Genomic DNA, 11,525 nt, shown 5'->3' on the forward strand with positions numbered 1-11,525 from the left:
CATAAGACGGCGGAGCCGAAAAGCGTGGACGACAAGAAGAATATCATTCTGGCGGTGCTGCTGACCGCGGCGATCCTGTTCGGCTGGCCCTATGTCTCGAACTATTTCTTTCCGACCGCCAATCCGCCCGTGACCAGGATCGAGGATGGCAAGCAGGTGCCGGTCGCCCGGCCGGATGCTGATCCCGCCGCCGACAGCCCGGCCGCCGTTCGCGACCGCGCCCTTGTGCTCAAGGAAAGCCCGCGCGTGCCGATCCGCACGCCGCGGTTGACCGGCTCGATCAACCTGCGGGGCGCGCGCATCGACGACATCGTGCTGCCGACCTACAAGGAAAGCATCGCGGAGGATTCGCCGGCGGTTCGCCTCTACAGCCCGAGCGGGACGCAGGACGCCTATTTCGCCGGCTTCGGCTGGCAGGGCGAAGGGCTGCGCGCGCCGGACCGCAACACGCTGTGGACCGCGCAGGGCACGGAACTGACCCCGACCAGCCCGGTGACGCTCAGCTGGAACAACGGCGCGGGGCAGCTGTTCGAAATCCGCCTGTCGGTCGACGAAAACTATATGATCACCGCCGCGCAGAAGGTGTCGAACACCGGCGCCGGCACGGTCGGCGTCAAGCCCTATGCCTATATCAGCCGCAACGGCATTCCCAAGGATCCCGACACCTGGACCATCCATGTCGGCCCGATGGGCGTGTTCAACGGCGCCGCCAATTATGACGTCAACTACACCGACCTGGATGAAGGCCCCTCGACCCAGAGCTTTCAGTCCAAGGGCGGCTGGATCGGCTTCACCGACAAATATTGGCTGTCTGCGCTGGTCCCGCCCGCCGACGCCGATTTCGCCGGCCAGTTCCGCAAGGGCGCGGGCACGCAATATCAGGCCGATGTAGCGCTCGGCTCCAACATGGTCGCGCCCGGCAAGGCGGTGACGCAGACCCAGCGCCTGTTCGTCGGCGCCAAGGAAGTGAAGACGCTCGAAGCCTATCAGGATGCCGGCGTGCCGCTGTTCGACCGCGCGATCGACTGGGGCTGGTTCTACTGGTTCGAAAAGCCGATCTTCGCGCTGCTGCACTGGCTGTTCGAACATATCGGCAATTTCGGCGTCGCCATCATCTGCCTGACGCTGGTCGTTCGCGCGATCATGTTCCCGATCGCCCAGCGCCAGTTTTCCAGCATGGCGGCGATGCGCGCGCTTCAGCCCAAGATGAAGGCGCTGCAGGAAAAATATAAGGACGACAAGCAGCAGCTGCAGTTGAAGATGATGGAGCTGTACAAGGCTGAGAAGGTCAATCCGCTCGCCGGCTGCCTGCCCATCTTCATTCAGATCCCGATCTTCTTCGCCCTCTACAAGGTGCTGATGCTGACGATCGAGATGCGGCACCAGCCCTTCGTCCTGTGGATCAAGGATCTGTCCGCGCCCGATCCGCTGCACATCCTCAATCTCTTCGGCCTGCTCGACTTCACGCCGCCCGCTTTCCTGGGCATCGGCGTGCTGGCGCTGCTGCTGGGCATCAGCATGTATTTCCAGTTCAAGCTCAACCCGACGCAGATGGACCCGATGCAGCAGCAGGTCATGGGCATCATGCCCTGGATGATGATGTTCATCATGGCGCCCTTCGCCGCGGGCTTGCTGGTCTACTGGATCACCAACAACTGCCTGTCGATGGCGCAGCAATGGTGGCTCTATCGCAAGCACCCGGTGCCCGCAGCGGCAGTGCCGGCGAAATAGCGCCAATGACCGAACGGATGTTGCTGTGACCGACCAAGACCATGACCTGATCGAGGAAGCGCGCAAGCTCTTCGCCGGGCCGATCGCCTTCCTCAAATCCGCGCCGGACCTGAAATTCCTGCCCGACATGGCGGTGAACGAAGTCGCCTTCGCCGGCCGCTCGAACGTCGGCAAGTCCTCGCTGCTCAATGCGCTGACCAACCGCAACGGCCTTGCGCGCACGTCCAACACGCCGGGCCGCACGCAGGAATTGAACTTCTTCGATGTCGGCGACCCGCTGCGCTTCCGCCTCGTCGACATGCCCGGCTATGGCTATGCCAAGGCGCCCAAGGACATGGTCAAGAAGTGGCGCTTCCTGGTGAACGACTATCTGCGCGGGCGCGCGGTCCTCAAGCGCACGCTGGTGCTGATCGACAGCCGCCACGGCATCAAGGATGTCGATGTCGACATGCTCGACATGCTCGACGGCGCGGCGGTCAGCTACCGGATCGTCCTGACCAAGGCGGACAAGATCAAGGCGAGCGAATTGGCCAAGATCACCGCCCTCACCGCCGACGCGATCCGCAAGCGCCCGGCCGCGCACCCCGACATCATCGCCACGTCCAGCGAGAAGGGCATGGGCATCCCCGTGCTGCGCGCCGCGGTGCTCGAAAGCGTGACGCAAGGCTGATTGCGCCCCGTCGCCCGGGCAGGGCGCAGCCGGGACGCGACGCGCATGGCGCGCTGCCCGTATCGACTCGCCCGAGCAGGACGACGCCGCGCAGATGGCTGGTCAGGCCGCCCGCTTCTGCTCCGCCCGGCCCAGTTCCATGTCCATCAATATCTGCATCGACCGCACCGCACTGCAGAAGGCGCAGGCGACCGCATCGCTGCATCGGTGGACGATCGGCGCGATCGACCGTCCCTGCAGCAGGTTGATGAGCATATTCTCATCGTCCGACAGCGCTGGGCCGCGTCCCAGCCGCAGCCTGCGCCCCAGCATCGCTTCGCTGAGGTCGAGCAGGCTGTCGATCGCCGGCAGCAATTGCGCCCAGCCATGGCGTCCGAGCCGGGCATGCAGCCGCACGAGCGTCGGCTGGCCGGCCCGTCTGGCGGCGCCCCAGCAGCGCATGGCGTCCAGGAAGAGATAAAGCGCGGCCGGGCTCTGGCGCGCGATCAGGGAGGAGTTGTCAGTCATGGGATAGCCTTTTTTAGAGCCTGTCCCCCTAGTCCGGCCGCTCCTTCTTCATCGGAACGAGTCTGGCCGCCAGCCTGTTAGGCAACTGTTATGTCCCAGGAATTTCAGGCGTGAAGGGGGGGTGACACGGATCGCAGCAAAATCGCGGCGGCCCGTTACATGGCCCGTTACATGGTCCGCGCGCGTGCGGCGGCTTGACGAAAGGCCCTTTCCTCGGGAAGGACGGCCGATCGACAAGTCCGGGCGGGCGCCCGGGAAAAGCCTGCCTATTCCGGCAGGGCGAGTGGAGAAAAGATCATGCGCGCCGAAGCGCAGCAATATATCGACCGTATCGACGCCGCGCTGGCCCTGCTGCGCCAGTCGCTCGACTGGGACCGCGCGCTGCGCCGGCTCGACGAGCTCAACGCGCGCGTCGAGGACCCGACGCTGTGGGACAATGCCAAGCAGGCGCAGGATGTGATGCGCGAGCGCACGCGTCTCGACAGCGCGATCAGCGCCACCCGCGCGATCGAGGGTGAGAAGACCGATACCGCCGAGCTCATCGAGATGGCCGAGGCCGAGGGCGATGAATCGATGGTGGACGAAGCCGTCGCCGCGCTCAAGGCGCTGGCCGATCGCGCGGACGAGGACAAGATCAAGGCGCTGCTGGCGGGCGAGGCCGACAGCTACGACACCTATCTGGAAATCCATGCCGGCGCTGGCGGGACCGAAAGCCAGGATTGGGCCGAAATGCTCAGCCGCATGTATCGCCGCTGGGCCGAACGGCGCGGCTACAAGGTGGAGCTGGTCGACTATCAGGCCGGCGACCAGGCCGGGATCAAGTCGGCGACCTTCCTGTTCAAGGGCGAGAACGCCTATGGCTATGCCAAGACCGAAAGCGGCGTCCACCGCCTGGTCCGCATCAGCCCCTATGACAGCAGCGCCCGCCGCCACACCAGCTTTTCGTCGGTCTGGGTCTATCCCGTGATCGACGACGACATCGATATCGAGGTCAAGGAAAGCGACCTCAAGATCGACACCTATCGCGCGTCGGGCGCCGGCGGGCAGCACGTCAACACCACCGACTCGGCGGTGCGCATCACCCACGTTCCTTCGGGCATCATCGTCGCGTCGCAGAATGACCGGTCGCAGCACAAGAACCGCGCCACCGCGATGAACATGCTCAAGGCCCGTCTGTACGAGGCCGAGCTGCGCCGCCGCGAGGAAGCCGCCTCCAGCGACTATCAGGCCAAGACAGAGATCGGCTGGGGCCATCAGATCCGCTCCTATGTGCTTCAGCCCTATCAGCTGGTGAAGGACCTGCGCACCGGCGTCACGTCCACCTCGCCCGAGGATGTGCTCGACGGCGCGCTCGATCCCTTCATGGCCGCCGCGCTCAGCCAGAAGGTGACGGGCGAGAAGGTCGATGTGGAGGATGTCGACTGATGATCCGGGCGGCAATGGCGGGCGTGCTTGTCCTCCTGGCCGCCTGCGATCAGTTAAGCGGAGGCAGCGCCAGCCAACGGCCTGCCGCCGCCCGCGACTTTCCCCGCGCCGATCGCCCGATTGCGCCGATCGTTTCCACCCGCTGGTCCAGCGAGGAAGCGCGCGACCGCGTCAACGAGGCGGAGGACATCATGGACCGCGCCGGCATCCGCCCCGGCATGACGGTCGCCGATCTGGGCGCTGGCGAAGGCTATTATACCGTGCGCCTGGCGGAGCGGGTGGGACCGCGCGGCCGGGTCCTGGCCGAGGACATATTGCCCGAAGTGATCGAGGCGCTGTCCCGCCGCATCACGCGGGAAAAATGGGACAATGTCAGCGTGAAGCTCGGCGCGCCGGAAGATCCGCGCCTGCCGGAAAACAGCTTCGACCGCATCTTCATGGTCCATATGTATCATGAGATCGCCGAGCCCTACGCCTTTCTCTGGCATCTCAGCCCTGCGCTCAAGACGGATGGCGAATTGATCGTCGTCGATGCCGATCGTCCGACCGACCAGCATGGCACGCCGCCGCGCCTGCTAGCCTGCGAACTGGCGACGATGGGCTTCCGCCTGGAGGAGCTGATCCCCAAGCCCACCGCGGGCGGCTATTTCGCGCGGTTCCGCCGCATCGTCGCGCGCCCGGCGCCCTCCAGCATCGTCCCCTGCGCGATCAACCAGCGCGCGCAAGGTTAATGATCGGATCATGCTGAAATAGGGGCGTCATGCCCCTGCAACTACGCTAAGTCCTGGCGCAGGGAGGCACAAGATGCAGGATCAGGGACATCGCCCGACGCCCGCGCTCGGTCCGGAGCGAGCGCCGCGGCACAAATTGTTCGAGCTCGTGTCCTTGTGGCGCAACGGCGCGCCGCTGCGCGGTCATCTGCTCGACCTGTCAGCGACCGGCGCACTGTGCCACAGCGACATGGCGGTTGCGACCGGCGATCGCCTGCTCATTGATGCGGAGCGGCTGGGCGTCGCCGGCCGGGTCGTGTGGACTGGCGGCAAGCGATTCGGCCTGCATTTCGATACGCCCTTGCCCGCGCCCGTCATCGCGCGCGTGGTGCAGCGCGGCTGATCAGCGCTTGCGCCGCCACCGCCTCACCATCGACAGGCCCAGAAACCCGCCGCCCACCACTCCGGCGATTGCGCCGCCCGCGGACGCGAGCGCCCATGCGCCGGCCGCCAGCAGACCGGTCAGGAAATCGACGATGATGAGGGTCAGGTGGATCATATCGGAACCAAGACGGCGCTAGCGCCCCAGTTCCTTGGCTTCTTGATATTTCAGCTCCAGAAATCGGTTCTGCGTCGCCAGCTTGTCGAGGTCGCCGCTCGCCAGGCTTTCGGTCACGCGCGCGATTTCGGCGTCGATGACGGTCAATCCCTCGACCAGCTGCTTCTCGGGCACTCGGCCATTGCGCTCCTCCCGCCGCATCGGCGCGGGGATGGACTGATAGCCGGTGACCAGTTCGGGCAGATGGTCCGACAGCAGGCGGCGAATCTCCTGCGCGGCGGGCTCCTGCTCGTTCAGCCGCTCCAGCTGCGGCGCCAGCGTTTCCAGCCGCACGCCGATGCTGTCGACCAGCGTGACGGCCGGCGCCGGCAGCGCCTTGCGCTGCGCCTCCAGCCAGATTTCGGTCTTGAGCGGCAGGGCGGCGAGCGCGCTGTCAGCCAGCTTCTCGGGCTTCACCGCGCGTTCGCCGGGGATCAGCGCGAAAAACAGGGTCGCGACCAGCAGCAGCCCCAGCACGATCATCACGCCATTGGTGCCCAGCGGCACGAACCAGCCGGCGATCATCGCGCCGATCAGGATGACGAAGGCCGCGCCTGCGATCCGGCCCAGGCGACGCATGATTGACGCGTTGCGGCGCTGGCGCGCGCGGGCCGACAGGCTGCGCCCGCGGTCGCTGTGGCGGCGCAGCGTGGGTTCGATGCGATCCCGGATGTAGCGATCGACGTCGCTCGACATGCTCTACCCCTCGATCGCGCTCAACAGCGGGTTTTCGACGCGCGCTTCCTGCGCCGCCCGCGCCTGGCCTTCGGCACGCGCGATATAGCCCTTGGACTTTTCCACCTCGTTCGACAGCGTGTTCACCGTCGTCTTCATATTTTCCAGGGCCTTCATCTTGAACGTGTCGATATTGTCCATCGTGTCATAGATATTCTGGAAGGCGCGCTGCAGCGTCTCGATTGGGATTGTGCTCGACGCCGCCTGCTCGTGAATCTGCGCGGTCTGGCTCTTGAGCAGTTCGCCCGTGCGGTCGATCATGTTGGCGGTCGTGCTGTTGAGCGCGGTGATCTGCTCCAGCACCAGCTTCTGCCCGACCAGCGCCTGCGCCACCGTCACCGCCGTGCGCAGCGCCGCCACGGTGGTCGTGCTGGCGCGGTCCACGCCCTTCACCAGCTCGACATTGTTCTTCTTGACCAGGTCCAGCGCCAGATAGCCCTGCACCGTCACCGCCATCTGCGTCAGCAGGTCCTGCGTGCGCTGGCGAATGTAGAACAGCGCGCTTTCGCGGATCGCCTTGGCCTTGGCAGGATCGGTCGAATCCAGCTCCATCGCCTTGGCTTCCAGCCGCGCGTCCATCGTCTTGCTGATATGGATCATCTGCTCCAGCCGACCCATGGTGGCCCACATATTCTGGCGTTCCACGTCGATCGCGGCATTGTCCTTGATCAGCGTATCCTTGCCGCTGGCCAGGCTGCCCAGGATCGCATTGATGTGGCTCTGCGCGCTTTTATAGCTGTCGAAATAGTCGCGCATCTTGTTGCCGAACGGGATGATGCCGAACAGCTTCTTGGGCGCCAGCAGGCTGCCGCGCTTGCCGGGGTCAAGATCCTCCACCGTGCGCCGCAATTCGGCGAGATCCGCGCCGACCTTGGAGTCGCTGTCCATCGCGCGCACCGGGCGGTCGAGGAAACGGTTGCTGTGCCCGGCCGCCTCGGCAATCTCCTTGCGGCCCATATTGGTCAACTGATCGACCCGCTTGCCGAATTCGGGCGAATTGGCGTCCTGCGCCACCAGATCGTCGACGAAGGCGTCGACCTTCTCCTCCAGCTTCGACTTCTTCTCCTCGTCGATCGGCACCAGTCCCGCCGCCTTGTCCGGCGCGACGGCGGGCACCGGATCGGGCGGCGTCAGGTTCAGCGGGTCGGCACTGGTGGTAGCGGTCGGCGCGGTCGAAGCCATGTCATCTCCTGATAAGCCCGTGGCGGTCCTTTTGCTGTCATATGTGCATAAAACAGTTGGGCCGCAAGTCTGCGCAAGTCTGGCGCCTCTGCTATAAAGCCTGCACACCCGCCATTGCAATCGCCCGGCGCGGGGCTAGCATGGCCGCCATATGGCTGTAACGGCCGCATGATGGGAAAGGGAGGGGCGATGATCCGGCAAGATCAGGAAGCGCTGGTCGCGGCCGTGGCGGCCGATCCGCGCTATGTCGCGCTGGTCGGGCGCAGGGCGCGGCTGGGCTGGACGCTCTCGGCGATCATCTTCGCCGCCTTCGTCGGCTATCTGCTGCTGATCGCCTTCGATCCGGCGCTGCTGGCGACGCCGATCGGCGCGGGCGTCACTTCGCTCGGCATTCCGCTCGGCCTTGGTCTCATCCTGCTCGCGATCGCGCTGACCGGCTTTTATGTGCGGCAGGCCAACCGTCATCATGATGCACAGATGGCCGCCATCCTGAACGACGCCATGGCACAGGATCAGCGCGCATGAGGGCGCTGGTTGCGGCGCTCGCCCTGCTGCTGCCCGCGCCCGCCTTCGCCGCCGCGCTGGAGGGGGAGGCGCAGCGCCAGCCCATCAACTGGGTGGCGATCGCGATGTTCGTCGGCTTTGTCGGCCTGACCCTCTGGATCACCAAGGCTGCGGCCGCGCGCACCCGCACCGCTTCCGATTTCTATACCGCGGGCGGCGGCATCACCGGCTTTCAGAACGGGCTCGCCATGGCAGGCGACTATATGTCCGCCGCGTCCTTCCTTGGCATTTCGGCGCAGATCTTCACCGATGGCTATGACGGTCTCATCTACTCCACCGGCTTTCTGGTCGGCTGGCCGATCCTGCTCTTCCTGATGGCGGAGCGTCTGCGCAACCTCGGCCGCTACACTTTCGCCGACGTCGCCTCCTACCGCTTCGCCCAGCCGCCGGTGCGCAGCTTCGCGGCAGTCAGCACGCTGCTGGTGGTCAGCTTCTACCTCGTCGCGCAGATGGTCGGCGCGGGCCAACTCATCAAATTGCTCTTCGGCCTGCCCTATGCCGCCGCCGTCGTGATCGTCGGCGGGCTGATGATGCTCTATGTCCTCTTCGGCGGGATGCGCGCCACCACCTGGGTTCAGATCATCAAGGCGGTGCTGCTGCTGGGCGGCGCCAGCTTCATGGCGCTGATGGTGCTGGCGCAGACCGGCTTCAGCCTCGAAACGCTCTTCGTCCGCGCGGTCGAGGTCAGGACGCAGGCTGCGCTCGCCCATGGGGAGAGCGCCGTTGACGCTGCGGCAAGCGGCCGCGCCATCATGGCGCCCGGCGGCTTCATCAAGGATCCCGTTTCCGCCATCTCCTTCGGCCTCGCGCTGATGCTCGGCACGGCGGGCCTGCCGCACATATTGATGCGCTTCTTCACCGTCCCCGATGCGAAGGAAGCGCGCAAGTCGGTCCTCTGGGCGACCGGCTGGATCGGCTATTTCTACATCCTCACCTTCATCATCGGCTTCGGCGCTATCCTGCTGGTCGGCACGAACGCCGCCTATCTCGACGGGCAGGGGGCCTTGCGTGGGGGCGGCAACATGGCCGCCATCCATCTTGCCCATGCGATCGGCGGCAACGCCTTTCTCGGCTTCATCTCGGCGGTCGCCTTCGCCACCATTCTGGCCGTCGTCGCCGGCCTTACTTTATCCGCTGCCTCGGCCGTCAGCCATGATCTTTATGCCACCGTGTTCCGCCACGGCCAGGCGAGTTCCGCCGACGAACTGCGCGTGTCGCGGCTGACGACGCTGGCGCTCGGTGCGCTCGCCGTGCTGCTCGGTCTCGTCTTCGAACAGCAGAATGTCGCCTTCATGGTTAGCTTGGCCTTCGCGCTCGCCGCGTCGGGCAATTTCCCGGTGTTGATCCTCTCGCTGCTCTGGAGCGGCTGCACCACGCGCGGCGCGGCCTGGGGCGGGACGATCGGGCTGCTGACCGCCTTCACCCTGACGCTGCTTTCGCCGGCGGTCTGGACCGCGACCTTTGGCCTGGGCGCGGCGCCATTCCCCTATAGTTCGGCCGCGATCATCTCGGTCCCCGCCGGCTTCCTCGCCATCTGGCTCATCTCGCTGGCCGATCGCTCGCCCCGCGCCGCCCTCGACAAGGCCGGCTACCCCGCCCAGCGTGTCCGTGCCGAAACCGGCCTTGGCGCCTTTGCCGCCAGCGACCATTGAGCCCACAAGAAAGGGCGGTGGATGACCACCGCCCTCGTTCGGATCAGCGCACGCCTTCCGCGTAATAGCGCTCCATGTCGAGCCGCATCTGGTGCAGCGCCTCCGGGTTCAGATAGACCATGTGCCCCGCCGGATAATAGCGGAACTGTAAATTCTGCCGCAGCTGCGGCTCCAGCATCATGTGCTTGAGGTCGCGCTCGGTCGAGAAGAAGGGCGTCGCCATGTCATAATAGCCGTTGAGCGACAGCACGCGCAGATGCGGGTTGGTGCGCATCGCGGCGCTCAGGTCAGCGGTTACGTCCGCGACATTCTGCTTGTAGCCTTCGGGCGGCTCGTGGCTCCAGTCCCATTTGAAATCGCCGCCCTCGCGCGCGCTGAGGCGATAGCTGAGGTCGGTCTTGTAGCCAATCTGCCGCGTCACCTGGTCCAGGAAGCTGCCGACATAGAGGCCGGTGATGCCGGTGCTCGACGGATCATATTCCGGTTCCTCGCCCGCCGTGTCGGCGTCGATCCCGGTGTAGCGGCTGTCGAATCGGCCCAGCGTCGCATGTTCGTCGCGCAGCAGCTCCTTGCGGAAGCGCGACAGGTTGACGCGCAGGTTGGCGCGCTTGAGATAATCGACCGACAGGCCGGTATAGCGATTGAGCTGCTGCGCGATCTCGTCGGTTTCCTGCGGCGTGATGTCCTGGCCCTTCAGCAACGCGGTGGCATAGGGCCCGTTGGCGAACTGGCGCGCTTCCTCGACAAAGGCCTCCAGGCTGGCGGGGCGGCCGCCGGGCACCTTGTTATGATACCAGGCGGTCGCCGCATAGCTCGGCAGATAGCCGACATGGATGGTGTCGAAGCCCGACTGGCGGATGCCATAGTTCATGATCGACGACAGCAGCACCACGCCGTTCAGTGCCAGCCCGCGATCCTCCAGCTGGTAGGCGAGCGCGCCCGACCGGGTCGTGCCGTAGCTTTCGCCGAAAATATATTTGGGGTCGCCCCAGCGGCCATTTTTCGTTGTGTAGCGGATGATCGCCTTGGCGAAAGCATCCACATCCTGGTCGACGCCGTAAAAGTCCGATCCCTTGGCGTCGCCGATCGGGCGCGAATAGCCGGCGCCGATCGCGTCCAGGAACACCATGTCGGTGCTGCCGATCAGGCTGTCATTGTTCGGCCCCACGTCGAAGGGCGCTGGCTGCACCGCTTGCGGGTCGCCGGTGCGCACATGCATCGGCGCGAAGCTGCCCATGCGCAGCCACAGCGAGGAGGAACCGGGGCCGCCATTGTAGAAGAAGGTGACAGGGCGGTTCTTCCCCGCCGCCGTATAGGCGGTGTAGAACATGCTCGCGACCGGCTTGCCCTTCTCGTCGCGGATGGTGAGCGTGCCGGCAGTCTGGGTATATGGGATGCTCTTCCCGTCGACTCGCGCCGTGCCCTTGCTGCTCTGCGTGACTTCCTCGACCGGCGCGCTGGCCCAGTTGGCCGCGACATCCTCGGCGATCTTCTCGGCATGCTGCCTGGCGGCGTCGGGCGCATCCTTCTGCGCGATCGCCGGCGACGCCAGCGCGATCAGCGATGTCAGCGACAGGGAAAAAGAGGTGAGGGACTTGGGCAGCCGCATCGGCTTGTCATCCTTTCTGATGGTGCGATCCTGTGTCGCCTCCATAGAGCGGTTGTACGCTTGTGCAACTGCCCGTGGTATCCTGTCTCATGCATCGGCCCGCCCCGCTTCGTTGCCGCGTCCCCTGCCGCTATCCTTCGCC

The 11,525-nt window shown here is 65.5% G+C and carries 12 protein-coding genes; 7 read left to right on the forward strand and 5 right to left on the reverse strand.

The features are described from left to right. Positions 1 to 24: 24 nt before the first annotated feature. Together yidC and yihA are read left to right on the forward strand one after the other, a co-directional pair. Positions 25 to 1,731 carry a membrane protein insertase YidC gene (gene yidC, locus ACGGKE_RS13105; RefSeq protein WP_394438585.1) on the forward strand — a complete coding sequence of 569 codons (1,707 nt, stop codon included), beginning with the start codon at positions 25 to 27 and terminating at the stop codon, positions 1,729 to 1,731. Positions 1,732 to 1,756: 25 nt separating this feature from the next. Continuing rightward, positions 1,757 to 2,401, forward strand: coding sequence for a ribosome biogenesis GTP-binding protein YihA/YsxC (gene yihA, locus ACGGKE_RS13110; RefSeq protein ID WP_394438587.1), 645 nt, complete (start codon positions 1,757 to 1,759; stop codon positions 2,399 to 2,401). A 102-nt stretch (positions 2,402 to 2,503) separates the two neighbouring features. Here yihA and ACGGKE_RS13115 read toward each other — a convergent pair whose 3' ends face one another. Next, entirely contained in the window at positions 2,504 to 2,908 is a 405-nt protein-coding gene (locus tag ACGGKE_RS13115; RefSeq protein ID WP_394438589.1) for a hypothetical protein, read from the reverse strand. Positions 2,909 to 3,205: 297 nt separating this feature from the next. Here ACGGKE_RS13115 and prfB point away from each other — a divergent pair, with 297 nt between their 5' ends. The 3 genes from prfB to ACGGKE_RS13130 all read left to right on the forward strand — a co-directional run bounded on the left by prfB (position 3,206) and on the right by ACGGKE_RS13130 (position 5,446). Then, positions 3,206 to 4,333, forward strand: coding sequence for a peptide chain release factor 2 (gene prfB / locus ACGGKE_RS13120; protein ID WP_394438591.1), 1,128 nt, complete (start codon positions 3,206 to 3,208; stop codon positions 4,331 to 4,333). Further along, positions 4,333 to 5,064, forward strand: a complete 732-nt coding sequence (locus ACGGKE_RS13125) for a class I SAM-dependent methyltransferase (RefSeq protein WP_394438594.1) — start codon at positions 4,333 to 4,335, stop codon at positions 5,062 to 5,064. The genes prfB and ACGGKE_RS13125 overlap by 1 nt, the downstream gene beginning before the upstream one ends. A 73-nt stretch (positions 5,065 to 5,137) precedes the next feature. Then, complete coding sequence (locus tag ACGGKE_RS13130; RefSeq protein ID WP_394438596.1) at positions 5,138 to 5,446, forward strand: PilZ domain-containing protein; 309 nt, start codon at positions 5,138 to 5,140, stop codon at positions 5,444 to 5,446. Here ACGGKE_RS13130 and ACGGKE_RS13135 read toward each other — a convergent pair whose 3' ends face one another. From ACGGKE_RS13135 to ACGGKE_RS13145, 3 genes are read right to left on the reverse strand one after another with little or no spacing between them, the layout of a single operon-like run. Next, a complete protein-coding gene (locus tag ACGGKE_RS13135; RefSeq protein ID WP_394438598.1) occupies positions 5,447 to 5,602 on the reverse strand; it encodes a hypothetical protein in 156 nt (51 codons plus the stop codon). 18 nt (positions 5,603 to 5,620) lie between these two features. After that, complete coding sequence (locus ACGGKE_RS13140) at positions 5,621 to 6,337, reverse strand: hypothetical protein (RefSeq protein ID WP_394438600.1); 717 nt, start codon at positions 6,335 to 6,337, stop codon at positions 5,621 to 5,623. 3 nt (positions 6,338 to 6,340) lie between these two features. Continuing rightward, positions 6,341 to 7,558, reverse strand: coding sequence for a toxic anion resistance protein (locus tag ACGGKE_RS13145; RefSeq protein ID WP_394438603.1), 1,218 nt, complete (start codon positions 7,556 to 7,558; stop codon positions 6,341 to 6,343). 189 nt (positions 7,559 to 7,747) lie between these two features. Here ACGGKE_RS13145 and ACGGKE_RS13150 point away from each other — a divergent pair, with 189 nt between their 5' ends. After that, positions 7,748 to 8,083 (forward strand): DUF485 domain-containing protein, encoded by a 336-nt coding sequence (locus tag ACGGKE_RS13150; protein WP_394438605.1) that lies wholly within the window; start codon positions 7,748 to 7,750, stop codon positions 8,081 to 8,083. Further along, complete coding sequence (locus tag ACGGKE_RS13155; RefSeq protein ID WP_394438607.1) at positions 8,080 to 9,774, forward strand: cation acetate symporter; 1,695 nt, start codon at positions 8,080 to 8,082, stop codon at positions 9,772 to 9,774. Before ACGGKE_RS13150 ends, ACGGKE_RS13155 begins: the two co-directional genes overlap by 4 nt. Before the next feature lie 43 nt (positions 9,775 to 9,817). Here ACGGKE_RS13155 and ACGGKE_RS13160 read toward each other — a convergent pair whose 3' ends face one another. After that, positions 9,818 to 11,383: a S10 family peptidase gene (locus tag ACGGKE_RS13160; protein ID WP_394438609.1), complete on the reverse strand. Its 1,566-nt coding sequence runs from the start codon at positions 11,381 to 11,383 to the stop codon at positions 9,818 to 9,820. Positions 11,384 to 11,525 lie beyond the last annotated feature (142 nt).

Source organism: Sphingobium naphthae (assembly GCF_043589935.1).
Classification (GTDB): domain Bacteria; phylum Pseudomonadota; class Alphaproteobacteria; order Sphingomonadales; family Sphingomonadaceae; genus Sphingobium; species Sphingobium naphthae_A.

Excerpts from the sequence above, each read along its gene's own strand:
- ACGGKE_RS13115 (WP_394438589.1), bottom strand. The coding sequence starts at position 2,908 with ATGACTGACAACTCCTCCCTGATCGCGCGCCAGAGCCCGGCCGCGCTT.
- prfB (WP_394438591.1), top strand. The coding sequence starts at position 3,206 with ATGCGCGCCGAAGCGCAGCAATATATCGACCGTATCGACGCCGCGCTG.
- ACGGKE_RS13125 (WP_394438594.1), top strand. The coding sequence starts at position 4,333 with ATGATCCGGGCGGCAATGGCGGGCGTGCTTGTCCTCCTGGCCGCCTGC.
- ACGGKE_RS13130 (WP_394438596.1), top strand. The coding sequence starts at position 5,138 with ATGCAGGATCAGGGACATCGCCCGACGCCCGCGCTCGGTCCGGAGCGA.
- ACGGKE_RS13135 (WP_394438598.1), bottom strand. The coding sequence starts at position 5,602 with ATGATCCACCTGACCCTCATCATCGTCGATTTCCTGACCGGTCTGCTG.
- ACGGKE_RS13140 (WP_394438600.1), bottom strand. The coding sequence starts at position 6,337 with ATGTCGAGCGACGTCGATCGCTACATCCGGGATCGCATCGAACCCACG.
- ACGGKE_RS13145 (WP_394438603.1), bottom strand. The coding sequence starts at position 7,558 with ATGGCTTCGACCGCGCCGACCGCTACCACCAGTGCCGACCCGCTGAAC.
- ACGGKE_RS13150 (WP_394438605.1), top strand. The coding sequence starts at position 7,748 with ATGATCCGGCAAGATCAGGAAGCGCTGGTCGCGGCCGTGGCGGCCGAT.
- ACGGKE_RS13155 (WP_394438607.1), top strand. The coding sequence starts at position 8,080 with ATGAGGGCGCTGGTTGCGGCGCTCGCCCTGCTGCTGCCCGCGCCCGCC.
- ACGGKE_RS13160 (WP_394438609.1), bottom strand. The coding sequence starts at position 11,383 with ATGCGGCTGCCCAAGTCCCTCACCTCTTTTTCCCTGTCGCTGACATCG.